Annotated in this window: 15 protein-coding genes; 9 read left to right on the forward strand and 6 right to left on the reverse strand. The window is 62.7% G+C overall.

Annotation, left to right across the window (positions count from 1 at the left end):
• Positions 1 to 6: 6 nt before the first annotated feature.
• The 3 genes from ON14_RS07670 to ON14_RS15830 are packed head-to-tail and all read right to left on the reverse strand — an operon-like array spanning position 7 to position 2036.
• On the reverse strand, positions 7 to 1302 hold the full coding sequence (locus tag ON14_RS07670) for a septum formation family protein (RefSeq protein ID WP_010204284.1): 1296 nt from the start codon (positions 1300 to 1302) through the stop codon (positions 7 to 9).
• Complete coding sequence (gene pyrE / locus ON14_RS07675) at positions 1299 to 1850, reverse strand: orotate phosphoribosyltransferase (protein ID WP_010204286.1); 552 nt, start codon at positions 1848 to 1850, stop codon at positions 1299 to 1301. Before pyrE ends, ON14_RS07670 begins: the two co-directional genes overlap by 4 nt.
• A gap of 30 nt (positions 1851 to 1880) precedes the next feature.
• A complete protein-coding gene (locus ON14_RS15830) occupies positions 1881 to 2036 on the reverse strand; it encodes a hypothetical protein (protein ID WP_158000079.1) in 156 nt (51 codons plus the stop codon).
• A 73-nt stretch (positions 2037 to 2109) separates the two neighbouring features.
• On the opposite strand from ON14_RS15830, the gene ON14_RS07680 reads away from it, so the two are divergent.
• Complete coding sequence (locus tag ON14_RS07680; RefSeq protein WP_010204288.1) at positions 2110 to 2946, forward strand: exodeoxyribonuclease III; 837 nt, start codon at positions 2110 to 2112, stop codon at positions 2944 to 2946.
• 85 nt (positions 2947 to 3031) lie between these two features.
• Here the strand turns inward: ON14_RS07680 and ON14_RS07685 are convergent, their stop codons facing one another.
• Positions 3032 to 5194, reverse strand: coding sequence for an ATP-dependent Clp protease ATP-binding subunit (locus ON14_RS07685; RefSeq protein WP_010204290.1), 2163 nt, complete (start codon positions 5192 to 5194; stop codon positions 3032 to 3034).
• 147 nt (positions 5195 to 5341) lie between these two features.
• Between ON14_RS07685 and ON14_RS07690 the strand changes: the two genes are divergently transcribed.
• From ON14_RS07690 to ON14_RS07710, 5 genes are all read left to right on the forward strand, one after another.
• A complete protein-coding gene (locus ON14_RS07690) occupies positions 5342 to 5809 on the forward strand; it encodes a hypothetical protein (RefSeq protein ID WP_010204291.1) in 468 nt (155 codons plus the stop codon).
• The gene (locus tag ON14_RS07695) at positions 5799 to 6128 is read left to right on the forward strand and encodes a transcriptional regulator (RefSeq protein ID WP_010204293.1); all 330 of its coding nucleotides are present in this window, start codon (positions 5799 to 5801) and stop codon (positions 6126 to 6128) included. Before ON14_RS07690 ends, ON14_RS07695 begins: the two co-directional genes overlap by 11 nt.
• Positions 6125 to 7999: an HSP90 family protein gene (locus tag ON14_RS07700; protein ID WP_081503526.1), complete on the forward strand. Its 1875-nt coding sequence runs from the start codon at positions 6125 to 6127 to the stop codon at positions 7997 to 7999. Before ON14_RS07695 ends, ON14_RS07700 begins: the two co-directional genes overlap by 4 nt.
• Positions 7996 to 10809 carry a hypothetical protein gene (locus ON14_RS07705; RefSeq protein ID WP_010204295.1) on the forward strand — a complete coding sequence of 938 codons (2814 nt, stop codon included), beginning with the start codon at positions 7996 to 7998 and terminating at the stop codon, positions 10807 to 10809. The genes ON14_RS07700 and ON14_RS07705 overlap by 4 nt, the downstream gene beginning before the upstream one ends.
• 120 nt (positions 10810 to 10929) lie before the next feature.
• Complete coding sequence (locus tag ON14_RS07710; RefSeq protein ID WP_010204296.1) at positions 10930 to 12591, forward strand: hypothetical protein; 1662 nt, start codon at positions 10930 to 10932, stop codon at positions 12589 to 12591.
• A 74-nt stretch (positions 12592 to 12665) separates the two neighbouring features.
• Here the strand turns inward: ON14_RS07710 and ON14_RS07715 are convergent, their stop codons facing one another.
• Together ON14_RS07715 and ON14_RS07720 are read right to left on the reverse strand one after the other, a co-directional pair.
• Positions 12666 to 14030, reverse strand: a complete 1365-nt coding sequence (locus ON14_RS07715; RefSeq protein ID WP_010204297.1) for an NAD-dependent succinate-semialdehyde dehydrogenase — start codon at positions 14028 to 14030, stop codon at positions 12666 to 12668.
• Between the two features lie 120 nt (positions 14031 to 14150).
• Positions 14151 to 15659, reverse strand: a complete 1509-nt coding sequence (locus tag ON14_RS07720) for a helix-turn-helix domain-containing protein (protein ID WP_010204298.1) — start codon at positions 15657 to 15659, stop codon at positions 14151 to 14153.
• Between the two features lie 125 nt (positions 15660 to 15784).
• Here ON14_RS07720 and gabT point away from each other — a divergent pair, with 125 nt between their 5' ends.
• The 3 genes from gabT to ON14_RS07735 all read left to right on the forward strand — a co-directional run bounded on the left by gabT (position 15785) and on the right by ON14_RS07735 (position 20098).
• Complete coding sequence (gene gabT, locus ON14_RS07725) at positions 15785 to 17146, forward strand: 4-aminobutyrate--2-oxoglutarate transaminase (protein ID WP_010204299.1); 1362 nt, start codon at positions 15785 to 15787, stop codon at positions 17144 to 17146.
• Between the two features lie 128 nt (positions 17147 to 17274).
• A complete protein-coding gene (locus ON14_RS07730; protein WP_010204300.1) occupies positions 17275 to 18741 on the forward strand; it encodes an NAD-dependent succinate-semialdehyde dehydrogenase in 1467 nt (488 codons plus the stop codon).
• A 220-nt stretch (positions 18742 to 18961) separates the two neighbouring features.
• Positions 18962 to 20098 carry a class I SAM-dependent methyltransferase gene (locus ON14_RS07735; RefSeq protein WP_010204301.1) on the forward strand — a complete coding sequence of 379 codons (1137 nt, stop codon included), beginning with the start codon at positions 18962 to 18964 and terminating at the stop codon, positions 20096 to 20098.
• Positions 20099 to 20109: the final 11 nt, after the last annotated feature.

Consider the following 20109-nt stretch of genomic DNA (forward strand, 5'->3'; position numbering starts at 1 on the left):
CGCGGGCTATTCGCCGTCGACCTCTGCTGCAGCTTGCGGTTGTGCCACTGATTCCGTAAGCGCATCATCACCACTTCGAGTCACAAAGCAGTAGTACTCACGCTGACCCGCTTCCCACTTGCTGGCATTCGGAGCAAAGCTCGCCACCACTTCGAGGTCGGCGAAGCTCTTGGCGGCAACGAAGTTGATGACCGTGTCTGTAGAACAGAGTGCCAAAGTGCGCTCGGTCAACCCATCGAGTTCCGGGAAAGGCGCAGAGACCGCATCATCGAACTCACCACGCACAAGAAGCTGGGCGGCGTGCGGCTGGGCGCACTCAATAACCGTGTATTCGTCTTGCCAAGCCGACTCGAAGGGATCGAGGCACTCGCCGCCAAGAAGCTCATCCCAGGCATACGTTCCTACTGGCAGCGGACCAACAGCCGGAGCCGAGCTCGCCGTATCGGTGGGAACAGGAGTAGCCACCGCAACAGGGGTCACGGCCTCACCGATCTTGGTGCCGCCCAAGAAGAGAGCCGTCAGAGCCAGCGCCGCCACAAGACCGGCAGCAATGGAAATCGCAATGAGCTGACCGCGCGGAATCGGCGCGCGCGGCGCTTGAGCCTCACGCGGTCGACTAATGACAGCGGGAACAAGAGCGCCACGCAGCGGCTCCTCCTCGTACTCCACAAACTGCTCGTCGCCGAAGAGCGCCCCGACAGCGTCATGGTCCACAGATTCGTCTTCTGGTCCGGCAGCCGAGACCGGATGCGCAGCAATAACTTCCGTCGCACCCTCGAGCGCAGGGTCTACCGCTGCGGGCATCCGAAGTTCACGTCGTGTCGGCAAATCGGCAGCGTTCATCGCTTCGGTCGGCGGACCACTGGCGCTGCCAGGAGGGATGTCCGCAACATCCATCAGCCCGGTCGGCAGATCGGCGACATCCATTGCCCCGGTGGGTAGGTCGGCAACATCCATCAACCCCGTCGGCAGATCGGCAACATCCATCAGCCCCGTGGGAAGGTCGACCGCAGAAAGCGCCTCGGTCGGCGGGGGCTCAGCGATGGATGGCTCAGAATCTGGCAGTACAAGATCGGGCAACTCACGATCTGACGGCTCAGTGGGCTGGGCAGATTCAGCGCCGGGTTGGGCGGATTCAGCGTCCGGTTGCTCGTCGGCCGCGGGATCACTGTCGAGCGGGGGCAGCTTGAGTAGCCCAGCCTCTGCAGCAGCAGCCTCGCTCGGTAGCAGCCCCCAATTGAAAGCGGGCGCGCGGGCGGCCTGCTCGTCGTCAGAGCCAGAAGAGTTGTTGCCGTTACTCACGGAGTCAAGCCCAGATCACCAAGCCCGATGGCAGAGAAATACGGGTAACCGGCAGCCTCGATTCGCTCCTTGGCTCCCGTGTCACGATCAACCACCACGGCAACCCCGGCGATGATCGCACCAACCTTTTCGAGCGCTTCGATGGCCGCAAGTGGTGAGCCGCCCGTCGTCGACGTATCTTCGAGCACAATCACGCGCTTGCCCTCAAGCTCAGGGCCCTCGACCTGACGGCCACGGCCGTGATCCTTGGGCTCCTTGCGCACGACGAAAGCGTCATAGTGTGCGCCGCGCGCGGCACCCTGGTGCAAAATCGCGGCGGCAACAGGGTCAGCTCCCATCGTCATCCCCCCAACGGCGGTGATGTCCGGGATGTCGGCGATCAGGTCAAGCATCACTTGGCCGATCAGCGGGGCAACCCGGTGGTCAAGGCTTACGCGACGCAAATCGACGTAGTAGCTTGCTTGCTTTCCACTGGTCAGAGTGAAGTCACCGTGAAATACGGCGTCGGCGGAAATGTAGTCAATGAGCTGCTGCTTGGCGTCGGTCACGAGTCCAGAATACCCATGTGCTGCTCACCGCTAGAGGACAGCGTCGCCAAAGATCAACAGGGCGCCCGAAATTATCACGCCAATAAAGCCAAGCGTTGAGACAATTACGGCGTTTCTGCGGTCTAAACGATCCGCTGCTGCTGCGGCAACCGTCTCTTCATCAAGAAGGGCGGATTGCTGGCGCATGATCTGACTTTATGTCGCCCACCAGCCGCTGTCGTGGCCCAGTAAGGGGGGGTTCACCTATTAGCGTTGAGTCATGCGCATTGCCACCTGGAACGTGAACTCAATCCGAACCCGCGTCAGTCGCGTCGTTGACTGGATGCTTCGAGAAGACATCGACGTTCTGGCAATGCAAGAGATTAAGTGCAAGCCCGAACAGTTTCCGCTTGAGGCCTTCACCGATGCTGGCTACGAGGTTGAGCTTCACGGTCTCAGTCAGTGGAATGGTGTTGCTTTTGCGAGCCGCCTGCCGATGGATGACGTGACAATCGGTTTCGATACCCAACCCGGGTTCGGCAAGGCCCTCGATGACGGCACGGTGCCCATCGAGGCGCGCGCTATTGGCGTCACCGTTGAGGGTGCCCGACTGTGGAGTTTGTATGTACCCAACGGCCGCGAACTCGATAACCCGCACTACCCGTACAAACTGGAGTGGCTCGCCAATTTGGCAACTCAGACCACGAAGTGGCTTGAGGAGAACCCCGAGCAACCACTAGCGCTCATGGGCGATTTCAACATTGCGCCCCTAGACATTGACGTGTGGGATATCGCGGCCTTCGAGGGCAAGACGCATGTGAGCGAACCCGAGCGCGAGGCTTTTCGCGCCTTCGAAACTGCAGGCCTCATCGATGCGCTGCGCAGTCGCGGTATTGAGGGCTACACCTATTGGGATTACCAGCGGTTGCGGTTTCCCCGCAACGAGGGCTTGCGTATCGACTTCATCATGGGTTCGCCGGCCTTCGACGAGCTTGTTACGGAAGCATCGATCGAGCGAGAAGAGCGCAAGGGCGATGGCCCAAGTGACCACGTTCCCGTTGTCGTCGAACTCGCTATCGCCACCGAGAATGATGACGATCGGCCGATGTTCCTCTAACGGCTAACAGATAGTGGCGGGGCGATAGCGGCGGGCAGGATGGCGCCGTCAGTTGCCCGGCGCCACCCAATTCTGCAGCTCTGTTCTACTCAGCTCCCGGCTGCATCCGCGTCACCACAAGCGCATTGCCGTCGGATGCCAACGCCACGAGCACGGTGTCTCCGTCGCGAATATCTCCGGCCAGGAGTGCTTTAGCAAGTCGGTCGTCGATCTCGCGCTGCATGAGCCGGCGCAGGGGACGCGCACCATAGATGGGGTCATAGCCACGCTCAGAAAGCCACGTGCGAGCGTCCGGAGTCACCGCCAAGTGGAGGCGACGGTCGGTCAGGCGCTTGCCGAGACGATCAATATCGAGCTCAACAATTTGGCTCAGATCGTCGGTCGACAACGGCTGGAACACCACGATGTCGTCGAGCCGGTTGATGAACTCTGGCTTGAACGACTTGCGCACCAGGTCATTCACGGCTTCCTTGCGGGCCTCCCACGGCAGCGCCTGTTCGGTAATGAACTGGCTGCCCAAGTTGCTCGTCAGAATCAGAATCACGTTGCGGAAATCAACGGTGCGACCCTGGCCGTCGGTGAGACGCCCATCGTCGAGCACCTGCAAGAGAATGTCGAAGACTTCTGGATGAGCTTTCTCAACCTCGTCGAGCAAGATCACCGAATACGGCCGGCGTCGCACAGCCTCAGTCAGCTGGCCTCCCTGCTCGAAACCGATGTAGCCGGGAGGGGCACCGACGAGACGCGAGACGGAGAACTTCTCGCCGTACTCACTCATGTCGATGCGAACAAGAGCTTTCTCGTCGTTGAAGAGGTACTGGGCGAGCGCCTTGGCCAGCTCAGTTTTTCCGACGCCGGTGGGGCCGAGGAACAAGAACGAACCGGTGGGGCGGTCGGGATCGGAAATTCCGGCCCGCGTGCGGCGCACAGCTTCAGAGACGGCCTGCACTGCTTCCTTCTGGCCAATGAGACGCTTGCCGAGCTCCGCTTCGAGGTGAAGCAGTTTTTCGGTTTCGCCCTCGGTGAGGCGGTCGACGGGGATGCCCGTCCAGGCGGCAACGACGGCGGCGATGTCTTCCTCGGTGACCTGATCGTTGACCATTCGGGGGCCGGCCGGTTCGTTGCTTTCGGCCGTCGCTATGGCATCCACGATCGCGGGGATCGTCTCGTAGTTGAGTTTGGAGGCCTTCTGGTAGAGCCCGTCACGCATAGCGCGGTCGAGTTCAATTCGTGCATCGTTGAGACGCGTCTTGAGGTCGCCGACGCCCGTGAGGCTGGCCTTCTCAATCTTCCATCGCGCTTCGAGTTCGTTCAGTTGTTTCTCTTGAATAACGAGGTCTTCGCGCAGTTTCGCTAACCGCGCTTTCGAAGCGTCGTCTTTCTCTTTCTTCAGAGCGAGCTCTTCGATGCGCAGCCGATCGACGGCACGCTTCAGCTGGTCGATTTCAACGGGCGATGAGTCAATCTCCATCTTGAGGTGGCTCGCGGCCTCGTCGATCAAGTCAATGGCCTTGTCGGGAAGTTTGCGACCGGAGATGTAGCGGTTGCTGAGTGTCGCCGCTGCGACGAGAGCTGAGTCGGCGATGGCGACCTTGTGGTGAGCCTCGTAACGTTCTTTGAGACCACGCAAAATGGCGACAGTGTCTTCGACGGATGGCTCCCCAACGAACACTTGCTGAAAGCGCCGTTCGAGCGCGGCATCTTTCTCAATGTACTGACGGTATTCGTCGAGAGTCGTTGCTCCGATCAGGCGCAGCTCGCCGCGGGCCAGCATCGGTTTGAGCATGTTGGAGGCGGCGACTGATCCTTCGCCACCGCCAGCGCCCATGAGGGTGTGAAGTTCGTCGATGAAGGTGATGACTTCACCGTCAGACTCTTTGATCTCTTTGAGCACGGCTTTGAGGCGTTCTTCGAATTCACCGCGGTATTTTGCCCCGGCAACGAGAGCGGCGAGGTCGAGCGAGATGAGTTGCTTGCCTTTGAGGGAGTCGGCGACGTCGCCTGCGATGATCCGCTGGGCGAGGCCTTCAACGACTGCCGTCTTTCCGACGCCGGGCTCACCGATAAGCACCGGGTTGTTTTTGGTGCGCCGGGTGAGCACTTGGCTGACGCGGCGAATTTCAGCATCACGGCCGATTACGGGGTCGAGCTTGCCGCTGCGCGCGATCTCGGTGAGATTAACGCCGTACTTTTCGAGAGCACTTTCTTGCTCTTCGTCAGTACCAGGGGCACCTTGCATGTTTGCCATTGCAAACCCTCCACAAAAGTTGAGTTGAGACGACTCAAGTTTATACCCGCGACGACGCACGTGGCTAGGGCCCTTCACTCCTCAAGGATCAGCAACTCGATCAGCACAAGGTTGCTCAACCACTAGTTATGTGATTCTGTTAGCTGCGTGGAAAGTCATTCAGAAAATGAGCATGGCCCAACAGCTGCGCGCGAAGCGCTCGAAGCGCTCAGCAGTGACCGGGGCCGGATCGGCGACCGAGTGACAGCGGAAACGTTTTGGGCTGCGCCCTCTCAAGGTTTGGGCGCAGCGTTCATTATCGGCGCCCCGGCGGCCGGGCTGGCAGGGGCATGGTGGCCCATCATCCTAGGCCTGGGAATCTTCATCGGCGTTGAGCTGCTCTTTCGTCAGCGCAGCGGCCTCAGCATTACCCTTCCCGCCGGCCCTCGCGGAATCTGGTTGCTGGTTGCCCTGACAGTCATCGTCACCGGCTCGTTCGTCACCAGCATAATCTTCGCCCTCTTCGGTCTGACCGGATGGGTCATTGCCGTTGCGGCAGTTGCCGGCGTTATGACCACGTTCATCGTTATGGCGTATGACCGCACCTTTGCTGCCGAGGTGCGTCTTGCGGGTTAGGCCCCTCTTCGACGAAGCGATCCATGCCCCAACCCGGCTGCGTCTCTGTGCGATGCTGCGCCCCCTCGACGAAGCAGACTTCGCGGCGATCGCCGCAACGCTCGAGCTCAGTGAGGCAAACCTTTCGAAGACCCTGAGAAACCTCGCCGAAATCGGCTACATCATCACCAGCAAGCAGGCCTCCCCGCTTCGGACGGACGCGCGCCAGACGACTACGGTCGCACTCACTACGCAGGGTCGCCGTGCTTTCGACGGGCATCTCGCCGCGCTGCACGCGATGGCGGCGGGTATCAGCACGGAGCCACTCCCGGAGAAGTGAGAGAATTTACTAGTGAACGCCGATTCCCGAGACGATCTCCAGTCCTTTCAAGTGAATCTCACGGGGGTCGTCGACCTTCTGAGCAAGCACATCTACTCCAGTCCTCGCGTGTATTCCGCGAGCTACTGCAGAACGGGCGCGACGCCCTGGCCGCGCGAGCAGAGTTCGAGGGCGCTGTCGCGAGCCGCGGCATCCGCATCACTCCGCTCAGTGAACACAACGACACCTTTCGGTTTCAGGATGACGGAATCGGGCTCACCGCTGACGAGATGACCGAGCTGTTGTCGACCGTGGGCCGATCATCCAAGCGCGACATCTTTGACCTGCCGCGCAGCGACTACCTGGGCCAGTTCGGTATCGGATTGCTCAGCTGCTTCATGGTGGCCGACCAGATTGTGATTCAGTCACGCTCCGCTCGCGGCTCAGCCCCGGTCGAATGGATCGGCAATAGCGACGGCACCTTCAGTGTGCGCGAGTTGGAGGGCGACCTGCCTATCGGCACCACCGTCTCGCTCACGCCGCGCTTTGATCAGCACGACCTGCTCGGCACCACCACGGTGCTAGCGCTCGCAACAACCTTCGCCGAGTTCTTGCCCGTGGGCGTGCGTGTTGATCTGCCCGGCGGCGGCAGTGAGACCGTGACGCACGCGGCGCCGTTCATCGATCCGCACACGGCGTCGCCGGTTGAGGTGCTGGCCTATGGCCGCCAAGTGCTCGGTGCAGAGCCTTTTGCCGCGATCCCGCTAAGCGTTCCGGGCACGAATACGACCGGTGTTGCCTACGTCTTGCCAAGTTCACCCCCGCCGGGAGCCCGCCAAGCTAACCGCGTTTATCTGGGCCGGATGCTGCTCAGCGAAAACGTGGACGCCCTGCTTCCCGACTGGGCGTTCTTTGTGCGCGTGGTGCTGAACAGCACCGCACTCACCCCCACCGCCAGCCGCGAATCGCTCGTCGACGACGACATTCTCGAGCACACCCGTTCAGCGATCGGCACGACGCTGCGCCAGTGGGTGCTGCAACTGGCCGCGCGCAATCCGGGCCAGCTCAGCGACTTCGTGAACCTGCATTCGCTCGCGCTCAAGTCACTCGTCATTCACGACGAAGAGCTGGCCACGTTCATCACCCCGTGGCTGAGTGTAGAAACGACGCTCGGGCGCATGACCATCGAGACTCTCACTCGCGACCACAAGGCGCTGCGATACGCCGAAACGGTTGATGAGTTCCGCCAGATTGCCAGCATTGCGAGCGCGGACCGCCCCGTGATCAACGGCGGCTACGTCTACGACACTGAGATTGCCCGCCTGCTGCCGTCGATCGTTGACGGCCTCACCGTCGACCGCGTGAGTGTGCTCGACGAGCTCGACTTCTTAGAAGTGCCGCCCCTGGATGCCCGCACCGCTGTCGCTCGCCTCGAAGACCGTGCCAGCGCCGTGCTCATCGACGCAAACTGCTCGGTGATCGTCCGCAGCATGCCGAGCGCCGATGTGACCGGGCTTTACCTAGCCGACCCCGAAGTGCTGCGCTCGATCGACCGTCGTTCGGCCCGCGAAGTAAGTAAGCCCGGCCTGTGGCAGAACGTTCTCGGCAAGATCGACGCCTTCGCCGAGGAACGCCTCGCGAGCGACGGCATCAGTACAAGCCTTGCGCGCCTCTGCCTCAACTGGAACAATCCCGTCGTCGTCACTCTGTCAACACTGCGCGACGACGCCGTTTTCTCCCGCACCATCCAACTGCTCTACGTGCAGGCTCTCCTCACGAGCCAACGCCCCCTCGGCGTGCGCGACCGCGCCATGATGACCAATTCCCTGTCAGACCTCATCGCCATGAGTGTGAAACTCGGCGACGACCTCCCCGAAGGAACCTCCCTATGAGTGTGGCCCGCATCCATGAACTGTTCGCCGAGATCGACGGCATGGCATTCGGCGCCGAGGAACGCGCGCGCGTTGATGAGGCAATCGCTCTAGCGATCGACATCGGTGACGAAGAACTCGAATACCAGGCACGGATTCGGCAGACGGCATCCGCCAATATGCTCGGCGACACTGAGACTTTGCTCTCATCGTTTGCCTGGTGCTTGGCCAAACACGACGACGATCCCGTGCGTTTTCCGGATGGGATTGGTAACGACGGTGCCAGCCTCATGTGGCAGTTCAAGTGGATTGCCAGCACGCTCGCGAGCTCGCCCATCTTCGGCACCGCAGACATTGATGCGGCGCTCGCCGACATGGAAGCGCACTATCGTGCGGGCGGTCTTGGCATGAGCGGTGTTCTCAACTCGCAGTTCTCCGCGGCGTGGGCACTCGGTGATCTTGAACGCGCAGAACAATTGCGGGCGACTCTCGCCATCACTCCCCGTGACGACTACAGCCACTGTGACGCCTGCGTGCGCAGCGACGGCAGCGGCTTCTTGGCCGAGCTCGGCCGAAACGACGAAGCCATCAATCTTGTCGATGAGCTCATCGCGGGTGGCTTTCAGTGCGGCGACGAACCAGAAAATGCCCTTTCTCGCGCCCTGCTCCCGTACTTGCGCGCTGGCCGCCTCGATGATGCTCGCGCGGCCCACTTTCGTAGTTACGCCCTAGCGCGCGACAACGCCGACAACCTCAGCATCATCGCCAACCACCTCATCTTTTGCGCCGTCACCGGCAACGAAGCGCGCGGGCTCTCGATGCTCGAACGCCACCTCTCCTGGTTCGTGCACGACCAGCTCAACGCCTCAGGCCAATTCGCTGGCCTAGTGGCCGCGGGGGTGCTGCTCGACGCCGTCACCACTGCCGGCTTCGGCGGGCAGACAGTGCGCGGCGCCGAGAGCCGAGAACTCCAGAGGCTCTTCGGAGAAAACGACGGCGCCTGGACTGCCGAGCAACTCGCCACCGCCGTCTGGAGTGCTGCGCGCCGCCTCGGTGACCAGTTCGACCAGCGGGCAGGCAATGACTACCGGGCCCGCAGCCTCCAGAAGGCCAAAGAATTGGCTAACGAGAGCTACCCGCTAAGCCTCACGAGTGAAACGCTGGGGCGCCCAGCCGCGACCGACCCCGAGCCGACGGATGCCGCCGGCTGGCTCGAGCGGGCGAAGGAACTGTTGGCCATCGGCTGGCTCGCCGGCGGCCTGTCCGCCGCGCACATGGCCGCGCAGCTGGCCCAGGGCACCGAGCGTGCTGAGGCGCTCAGCCCGCTGATCGCGGCGCTCGTCGCGAGTGGAGAATTGGCGGAGGCCGAAGCGCTGCTGACTGAACGCGTCCCGCTGCTTCGCGAGCGTGGGAATGACGGCGACGAGGCTCAAGCGTCGCTCGAAGAGCTTCTGGGGTTGGCCTTGTTCGGCCGGGGTAGCGACGATGATCTCACTGCCTTGCGGGTAGCCGCTCAGGTGGCGGGCGAGCTCGCGCCGGCGCAGGTTGCTGACATCGAAATCTCTCTTCTTGGCCTTCTCGTTCGGGGCGAGGAACTCGACATTGAGGCCGCAACCGCTCTGGCCATGCGCGCTCTCGAGCATGCGACAGCGGGCGATTCACCCCGCGCGCGCGTTGCCGCTCTACGCTACCTCGCTGATATCGCGGCTAGCACTGACGACGCCGATACCGCCGTCAGCTACCTCAACACTCTCGAAAGCATCACGAGCAACCGCGGCAATCTCGCCCAGGCGCACTCCCTGCGCGCCCGCCTTCACGGCAGCGCCGGCGAGTTCACCGAAGGCGCTCAGCAGGCGGATGCCGCGGCCGCGCTCACGCACACGATCGGCGCCGCCGGCCCGCTGCACGACATCACCGTTCTCGCAGGCCGCCTGTACGACGAGGCAGAAGAGTTTGCGGCTGCCGCCAGCCGCTTCCGCCTCGCCGTGCGGTATGCCGAACGCCTTGAGATCGACACGGTCGGAGTGCGGTACGCACTCGGCCGGGCGCTTGTGCGCGGCGAGGAAGCGCCAGAAGGCATCGACATTCTCGCGAGACTGTATGAAGAAGAAACCGCAGCCGATGCTGCGCCCGGCAGCCGCGGCGAAACCCTCTACTGGCTCGGTCACGGCTACGTCGAAGCCGACGAACTCAGCTCGGCCGTGGGCACGTGGGAGAAGGCGGTCGAGCTGTATCTCGAATCCGGCGATACCCAGAGCGCCGCTCGCACCCTCGCCGACAGTGCTGGCCTGCACGCGCAGTACAACGACCACGAGTCGGCAGCGGCACTGCTGACTGCCGCGGTCGAGCACGCGCGAGCCACCCCCGACAACCTGAACCTGCTCGTGCGCGTGCTGCACCACTCGGGGAGGGCCCTCACCGAATCGGGCAACGCCGAAGGGCTCGACGCCCTCGACGAAGTGCTCGCGCTCGCCACCGAGCACGGCGCCGATTGGTTGCACGCCGACGTCTCGGATTCCAAAGCCCGAGCGCTCGCCAGCCTCGGCAGAGCCAAAGAAGCAGTCGCTCTGGCGCTGACGGCATCCGATGAATACCGCGCAACGGGCGACTCGATGTCGGCGGCGAACTGCGAACGCTTCGTCGGGAATGTGTTGGCTGGTGAAGACCGTCACGATGAAGCCGTCACCGTGTTGCAGTCGGTCATTGAGCAGGCTGCCGGTCACGAACAGTTGCGCACTCTGGCCGCGTTCGAGCTGGCCGACAGCCTCGACAAGCTGGGGCGGACGGCGGATGCTGCTGCCGCCCGCGCAATTGCCGAGGGCGCAAGCTAGCCGCTGATCGTTTCTCCGCCGCGGCGCGTTATCCGCGGCGCGTTATCCGCGCCGCGGCGAACTGCTCTACCCCGCGAAGGCGGGGAGTGCGCTTTGAGCAGAGGTCGCGATAATTGACAGATGGCTTTCGCTCTTTCTGACATCGACGCTCCCACCGAGGGCCAACAGTGGTTACTGCGCGCTGAAGAGCTGTTCACCGCCGACGTTTTCGCCCCGGCCTTAAGCGCCGCGCTTCACGCGGTGCACCTCACCGCGGGAGCAGTGCGCGTCACCGCGCTCGGGATCGTTACCGCGTGCTGCGTGCGTTTGGGTCAGCTGGAGACCGCAGAATCAGTGGCACTCCAACGTCACACGCTGCTGCTCGAACTGGACAAGCCCCTCGAAGCGGCCAGCCAATCCCGCATGGGATTGGCGTTCTTTGGCCGCGCAGAACCCTACGACCTCGCCGCGCTCGAACGCGAAACGATGAACGCTGATCAGCTCCCGCCGCGACTTCACTCGCTGGCCCTGCTCGCTCTCGCCGATGCATTAGGCCGCCAGCCGGTGCGCGACAAGGAGCGCATCCATTCCACCGCAGGCCTCGCGTACCTTCAGGCGAATGCGGCCGATGACCCCGGCTCGATCCAGTTTTTCGCCGCCCGTCATCTGATGCAGATCGCGGTTTCCGACGGAAATAGTGAGCGGATGCTCGAGTACAGCACCATGCTTCTCGCTGCGGCGCGCAATCGAACCGCCGAGGCAGAAGCTCAGAGTTTTTCGGCGATGGCCCTCTCGAGCGTCGGCCGACCGGACGAAGCCTTGCGTGCCGCCACCCGAGCCATCGAACTCTACAACGCCGTCGATCTTCCCGACCGGCTGTACCACACGACCATTCTTGGAGGTCGGATGGCGGTGGATGCTCAGGAGCGAGCGATCGCTCTCGGGCGGTTCCGCGACGCCATCGAGCTGGCTCACGAACTCGACATCGACGACACGGAAGCACGCAAAGCAGTGGCGAACATGCTTGTGATGACCGACAGCCACCCCGAAGCGATCGCCATGCTCGCGGAGATTTACAACCACGAGACCACCAACGGCGCACCGGCAGCGGCTCGAGCTGAGAGCCTCGAGTTCATGGCGCACTCGTTCGCCGCGACTGAACAACTGGATTCCGCCATCCAAGTGTGGACGATGGCCGCCAGTCTCTACACCGAAGCTCGCGCGCTCGATGACGCCGCCCGCGCCACTCGCAGCGTGGCCGGCATCCACACCGCCCGCAATGACCACGAGTCGGCGCGTGCAGCCTTGATGATCGCCGCGGCTGCCGTGCGTGAATCGCAGGGTGACGGGGTCATTTACCTCGGAGTGCTGCACGACCTCGGCACGGCTCAAGCCAGCCTGGGCGACCGCAGTGCGCTGGCCACATTCGCCGAAGTCGAGGCCGACACGATCGCGAATCAGGCACCCTGGATGACGGCGGCAACGCTTGCTGCCAAGGCTCGCGCCCTGCACGTTCTCGGTGACGCTGAGGATGCCGTCGACCAGGCTACGAAGGCAGCCGCCGCGTTGCGCGCGGCCAACGACCCGAGCGGTGCGCTGCGAATCGAACGTTTTGCCGCTCAGGTTCTCGCTGAACTCGGGCGCCCTAAAGACGCCATCAAGCTGCTCAAAACAGTCGGGAAGAACGCCCGCGGCGACGCCGAAATGCTCGCCGGCGTGAACCGCGAACTCGCGGACTGTTATGACGCTGTGGGAAAGAAAAGGCGAGCCACAGGCACACGTTCCCTCGCGGGAGACGCATAGCCGTAGCTCGCCTGTTCGACTCTGGATTTCTGGCGCTCAGCGGCAGTGAGCCTGCCGCTGAGCGTGCGAACCGGTTACGGGCGCTTGACCAGCTTGCGGTTCATGAACTCGTCGATGCCGTGGGCACCGAGTTCGCGACCGGTGCCGGAGTTCTTGACTCCGCCGAAGGGCAGCTCGGGAGCATCCGCGCCAACCTCGTTGATGTACACCATGCCCGCGTCGATGCCGTCGGCAATGCGGTCAGCTTGGTCGGCATCCGTAGTGAAGACGTAAGAGCCGAGCCCGAACGGTGTTGCATTGGCCAACTCGATGGCTTCTTCTTCGCTAGCCACGCGGTGCAGCTGGGCGACCGGACCGAAGAACTCCACCGTGTAGGCCGGGTTCTCGGGGCTGATGTTTTCGAGCACGGCGGGCGCAAACTTGGTTCCGTCGCGCTTGCCTGTTCCCACCCGCAGCGTGGCTCCGGCGGCGACTGCCTCAGCAACCTGTTCTTCCAAGTTCTTGGCGGCATCCACTGAACAGAGCGGGCCGAGCTCGGTGCCCTCTTCCATCGGGTCACCGACGGTGATGGCGCCCATTGCGCTGCTGAACTTTTCGGCGAATTCTTCGTAGAGCGAGTCGATGATGACGAAGCGCTTGGCGCCGTTGCAAGCCTGCCCGTTGTTGTCGACGCGGGCCGCGACAGCCGCCTCAACGGTGGCATCCATGTCGTCGGTCGACATCAGGATGAACGGGTCAGACCCGCCCAATTCGAGCACGCTCTTCTTGAGGTTTGCCCCGGCGGCGGCACCGACGATGGCGCCGGCACGTTCGGAGCCGGTGAGGGAGATTCCTTGGATGCGCGGGTCTTCGACGAGCTTCGCGATTTGGTCGTTATCGGCGAGCACATTTTGGTACCCACCGATGGGCAGGCCGGCCTCGTGAATGAGCGCTTCCAGCATGGCGGATGACTCGGGGCACTGCTGCGCCGGCTTCACCAAAACGGGGTTGCCGAGCACGATGCTGGGGCCAGCAAAACGGGCGATCTGGTAGATCGGAAAGTTCCACGGCATGATGCCCAAGATGGGACCGATAGGGCTCTTGCGGATCCACGCGGTACCAGCGCCGGCGGGAATTTGTTCGTCGGCAAGGAACTCTTCAGCGTTGTCGGCGAAGTAGCGAAAAATGTCGGCCGAGAACTCAACTTCACCGACTGCTTGGGCGAGCGGCTTGCCCATTTCACGAACGATAATTTCGCCGAATTCTGCGGAACGTTCGGCCAAAAGATCGGCGATGCGGGTGACGATGGCTGCGCGCTCTTTTACCTGATCACGGTTCATTCCGCCCGCATACTCAGAGTGCGCCGCGGCGACAATCTGCTCAATAACTTCGTCGCTGGCAGCGGGGTGCGCTGTGCCCTCTTCGCCAGTGTAGGGATTGATCAATTGGAAGGTCTTCATGAGAGGCTCCTCGCTGCTCGAAAATGACCGGCGACGCCGCCGAGATTCGTTCGTAGGCTACATGCGAATTCCTGTGATGTGGAAGTCAACATTTTTTGGACCGAAATTCTGGGACCTCGGCTAGGACTTTTCATTGAGGTCAATTGCCGCCAACATTGCCCACAATTCTGCACGCCCCTGGAAAGTATCGAGGCCCAAATTTGTGAGCTCGGCGAGCCGCTGCATCCGCGTCTTGAGACCGTGCCGATGGATGCCCAGCTCGCGGGCCGCGGGATCCCACTGGCCGTTGTGTCGCAGCCACACTTGGGCGAACCGCAGGAGCCCCAAACCTTCAACGGAATCGATGACGCTCGCGAGGCGGGCGTGCGCAATATCGGCCACCGAACTTGAGGCGAGAAGCCCGAAGAAGCTTTCTCCAACGAGGCTGTCGAACTCGGTGACGCTGCCGGGGGGAGCCGCCTCGAGCGACCGCACGGCCTGGGTGATGCCCACCGTCAATTCGGCCCAGCCAACTTCGGACGAGAGGCCGACGGTGAGTTCGTTGATCCGAAAAAAGCGACGTTCGGCAGCGAGTTGACTTGCATCGATGAGCACTAGCAAGTGTCGACCATCCGCGACCGCAAAAAATCGGCTGTCTGCTCGGGCTGCGCGCCGCTCCAGAACATCGCGCACACTCGCGTTGGTTTCGCTCAAGTTCAGGGCGGCTACGGCAAAACGATTTTTCGGAAGCTCAATGCCCGCGACGCGCACCGCCCGCCGCACGCTGTCGACCCTGCCGTCTTTGAGCAGTTGAAAAAGTTGCTCCAGAATCGCGCGATGGCCTACTCGCAGATTTTCGGTTTGCTCGAGCGAAACCTCGGCGAGCGCCGCCAGCACGGTCATCACTGACCGATCAAGGTCGCCGAATTCGCTGCCGCGCGACCACGCGACGGCGCCACACAGTTGCCCGCTTGGCCCCAGCGTTTGCACGATGCGGTGTTCGTCGGGAACATCGTCAACGACCCGGGCTCGTCGGGCGCGGGCCAGAAGCGTGTTCACGGAAGCGCGGATGTCTGGCGGGCACTCTGGCACGGAGCTTTCGCTGCGATTGCTCACAACTTCACCATCAGCATCGAAGATCCACGCTTGGCATTCGAGGTGTTCGGCGGCGCGAGTGGTCGCTGCGCTTAGCCGCCCTTTGCCAACCGCGGCGCGAGCAATGTCGTTCTGGGCAGCGAGGGCGCGGTCAAACTCGGCTCGCGCTTGTTCGGCTTCGTTGTCGGCGACGAGACGACTAATGGCGATGAACGGGATTCTGTACGGAACTTCGAACAGGGGAAGGCCGATCACGGCGCAGGCACTGATGAGTTCTTCGGGTACTCCGTGGGCGATGACTTCGGTTCCGAATCCGAGGGCCGCGACCCCGGCGGCGGCGAGGCGCGCGACGTACGCGACAAAGTCAGGGGCGGGGTTGTCGACGAACTGGCGGCCGGTCGTGAGAAGCAGCTGGCCGTCAGCCAAGAACGGGGTCGGGTCGTCAAGGTCAGAGTTGTGAACCCAGTTCACCGAGCGGTCGAAAGTCTTTCGCGGGGTGAGCGCTCGCAACGCCAATTGCGGCGTTTCGATGATGTCCCAAATCGGTGTTGGCATACTGAAACCTCCTGATGCCATTCTGTCACTTCTTTAGGTTCAGAATGCCATTGTGCGTCTATTGCTCTCGGCGGTTGCGCACTACGTTGAACCAAACGAATTCTTCACAGATTGGATCGGTGGCCATGACTACTTCCGCACTCGCCCCTACGGCCCCGGTCGGCGGCCCCTCGCTTCCGCAAAAGCGCGACCTCGTCACCGCAATTCCCGGACCACGCTCGCAGGCACTGCTTGAGCGCAAGAAGCAGTCCGTCGCGGCAGCAATCGGCATCACCCTTCCGGTCTTCGTCGAAGCAGCCGGGGGAGGCGTCGTTCGCGACGTCGACGGCAACACCCTCATCGACTTTGGCTCAGGCATCGCCGTGACCGGTGTAGGCAACTCGGCACCCGCCGTTGTCGAAGCCGTCACCGCACAGGTCGCCCAGTTCACGCACACCTGCTTCATGGTCACCGGCTACGAAAGCTACATCGAGGTCGCCGAGAAGCTCAACGAGATCACCCCCGGCACGCACGAAAAGCGCACCGCGCTCTTCAACTCCGGCGCCGAAGCCGTGGAGAACGCGATCAAGATCGCCCGCTACTTCACCGGCAAGCAGGCCGTTGTGGCCTTCGACCACGCGTACCACGGCCGCACCAACCTCACGATGGGCCTTACCGCCAAGTCGATGCCCTACAAGAGCGGCTTCGGACCCTTCGCCTCAGAGCTCTACCGCGCCCCCATGTCGTACCCGTTCCGCGATGGTGGAATCAGCGGCGAAGAAGCAGCAGCCCGCGCCATCCTGATGATCGAAAAGCAGATCGGCGCCAACAACCTCGCCGCCCTCATCATCGAGCCCATCCAGGGCGAGGGTGGCTTCATTGAGCCCGCTCCCGGATTCCTCCCCGCCCTCAGCGCCTGGGCAACCGCCAACGGCGTGATCTTCATCGCTGACGAAGTGCAGACCGGCTTCGCCCGCACGGGAGACCTCTTCGCTTCTAACCACGAGAACCTCGTTCCCGACATCATGGTCACCGCCAAGGGCATCGCCGGCGGTCTCCCGCTTTCGGCCGTCACCGGCCGCGCCGATGTCATGGATGCCGCCCACGTCGGCGGACTCGGCGGAACCTACGGCGGAAACCCCATCGCCTGCGCCGCAGCACTCGCCACCATCCGCACCTTCGAAGAGTCAGGCGCGATCGACCGTGCCCGCGAAATTGGAACCATCTTCCGCGGCCGCCTCAACGGACTCCGCGCCGGAGACCCCCGCATCGGAGACGTACGAGGCCGCGGCGCCATGATCGCCATGGAACTCATCGACCCCGCCACGAAAGAGCCCGACGCGGCCCTCACCTCGAAGGTTGCGGCTGCAGCGCACGCCGCCGGCGTTGTCTTGCTGACCTGTGGAACCTATGGCAACGTCATCCGCTTCCTCCCGCCGCTCTCGATCTCTGACGAGCTCATCGCTGACGGACTCAACGTCGTTCGCGACGCTCTCGCCAGCGCGTAACTCACCGCTCACCGCTCACTCAAGCTCAGCCTCCACTCAGCCCAACTCCACGCAGCACCAAGCCGAAGTTCAGCTACCGCTGTTTGACTAGCGTCGCCGTTTTCATCAACCTGAAAGGTGCACCCCGCATGACTAACTCCACCGAAACCCAGCTTCTCGAAGCCGTTCCGAACCAGCTTTTCATCGGCGGTGAGTGGGTCGCGGCTTCCGGCGACAAGACGCTCGACGTGACTGACCCCGCCACTGGCAAGGTCATTCGCAGCATTTCGGATGCTTCGGCTGAAGACGGAATGCGGGCGCTCGACGCAGCGGTTGCTGCCCAGGATTCGTGGGCAGCAACACCAGCTCGGGTGCGTGGCGAGATTCTGCGCCGCACTTTCGATCTTGTTCAGAAGCACAGCGACGACATCGCTCTGCTGATGACTATGGAGATGGGCAAGCCGCTCGCCGAAGCAAAGGGCGAAGTTGGTTACGGTGGCGAGTTCTTGCGCTGGTTCAGTGAAGAAGCTGTGCGCATTTCGGGCAGCTTCGGCAACACGCCAGAGGGCACCGGCCGCATGATCGTTTCGCAGCGTCCGGTGGGACCCAGCTTCTTGATCACGCCGTGGAACTTTCCTCTCGCAATGGCGACCCGCAAGATTGCGCCAGCACTTGCTGCCGGCTGCACGGTTGTCGTGAAGCCCGCTGCTCTCACCCCGCTCACCACACTGTTCTTGACGAAGCTGTTCGTAGAAGCCGGCCTCCCCGCTGGTGTGCTCAACGTCGTCACTACTTCGAGTTCGTCCGCCGTGTCTGAACCGATCATCGCTGACCCGCGTCTTCGCAAGTTGTCGTTCACCGGTTCAACTCCTGTCGGCCGGACCCTCATCAAGCAGGCCTCGGAGAATGTCTTGCGCACGTCGATGGAACTTGGCGGCAACGCCCCGTTCGTTGTCTTCGACGACGCTGACCTCGACAAGGCCGTAGATGGTGCGATGGCGGCGAAGTTCCGCAACATCGGCCAGGCCTGCACCGCTGCCAACCGTTTCATCGTGCACAGCTCGGTTGCCGCCGAATTTGCCGAGAAAATCGCGGCTCGCGTCGCTGACCTCAAGATCGGTCGTGGCACAGAAGATGGCATCAACATCGGCCCGCTCATCAATGACAAGGCTGTCGACAAGGCAGACGAGCTAGTTCAGGATGCCGTCAAGCGCGGCGCGACTCTCGTGGCCGGCGGCAAGCGCGTTGATGGCGATGGAAGCTTCTATGAGCCCACCGTCGTCACCGGTGTTCTCGCTGGCAGCGACATCCTGCGGGAAGAAATCTTCGGACCGGTCGTCTCCATCGTCGAGTTCACCGACGAAGCCGACGCCGTGAAGATCGCTAACGACACCGAATATGGCCTGATCTCCTATGTCTTCACCGAGAGCCTTGCTCGCGGAAACCGGATGATCGACGCCCTCGACACCGGCATGATGGGCCTTAACGTTGGCGTCATCTCCAACGCAGCCGCCCCCTTCGGTGGCGTCAAGCAGTCGGGTATCGGTCGCGAAGGCGGCTCGGAAGGCATCCACGAGTACCTCTCCACTAAGTACACGATGGTGCCGAATAGCTAATGTGCGATTGCATCCCGTCAACACAGATAGAGGAATGCCCTCTGTGCGTTGACGAGCCCCACATCACGCGCGGCTACAACTAGATTCCCGTGAGCGAGTGGCCCCACTAGTGCCGGGGCTGCTCGCTTTCTGGGTTAAGGGTGGCCGCAGGGCGCTCGGCTACGCTTGAGGATCCGCCGCACACGTTGTTTGCGGTGCCGCGCCACCGAAAGAGCCCCCCATGTCTGAGCACTTGTTCGCCACTCTGCGACGTTGGCCCGACGTGGAAGCCCCTAACCTTTTCGCGGTGGATGCCAGCGATCGGCTCATTCTTGATGAGGCCGCTCCGCAGTTGGCCGATATCCAGCCCGGCGAGCTCGTCGTGATGGGCGACAACTATGGGGCGCTCACACTCGGGGCGGTTTCGTTGCACGACTGCCGCGGCATCCGCGTGTTTCAGGATTCCTTGGTCTCGGAGCTGGCGCTGGCTGAGAACGCGGGCGATCTTGCCCCGCACTACACGTCACACACCTTGGGCGCGGAATTGCTGTCGGGCGCCCGTCTGGTGCTGATGCAACTGCCGCGCAGCCTGGCCGAGTTGGATGAGTGGGCTCAGGCCATTGCCCGCTTCGCGTCGCCTGACGTGGTCGTGATTTCGGGCGGCCGCATCAAGCACATGACCTTGGCTATGAATGAGGTGCTGGCGCGTTCCTTCGACGATGTGAACGCCGGTCGTGCTCGCCAGAAGTCGCGCACGCTCACGTCGTTGGGCCCGCGACGTGACGGTACCGAGGCTCGCTATCCGACGACGTCGGTGCTGCGCGAACCCGAGCTTCCCGTCGATGAGCTGACGGTCAGCGCCCACGGCGGCGCTTTCGCCGGGGCCACCCTCGACATCGGTACCCGTTTTCTCATGACGTTCCTACCCGAGATGAAGCCGGATGCTGCTACCGCCGTCGACCTCGGCAGCGGCACCGGAGTGCTCGCCGTTTCACTCGCCCTGGCCCGCCCCGACCTGCACGTGGTTGCCGTTGACCAGTCCATTGCTGCCGTGGCATCGACCCGCGAAACGGCCGACGCGAACGGAGTCGGGGCCCGCGTTGAGGCCGCGCGCGAAGACGCTCTCGCCGAACGGCCGACGGCCAGTGCTGATCTGATTGTGTGCAATCCGCCGTTTCACACCGGCGCCACCGTGCATGCGGGCGTTGCATTGCGGATGCTGGCTGACGCCCGCCGCGTGCTCAAACCCGGCGGCGAACTGTGGGTCGTCTTCAACACCCACCTCGGATACCGCGACTACCTGAACCGCACCGTCGGCCCCACCCGCCAGGCGGGATGCAACAGCAAGTTCACGGTGACGGTGTCGGTGCGCGAATAGCTTTTTAGGTG

It is taken from the genome of Salinibacterium sp. PAMC 21357 (assembly GCF_000247645.1).
GTDB lineage: Bacteria > Actinomycetota > Actinomycetes > Actinomycetales > Microbacteriaceae > Rhodoglobus.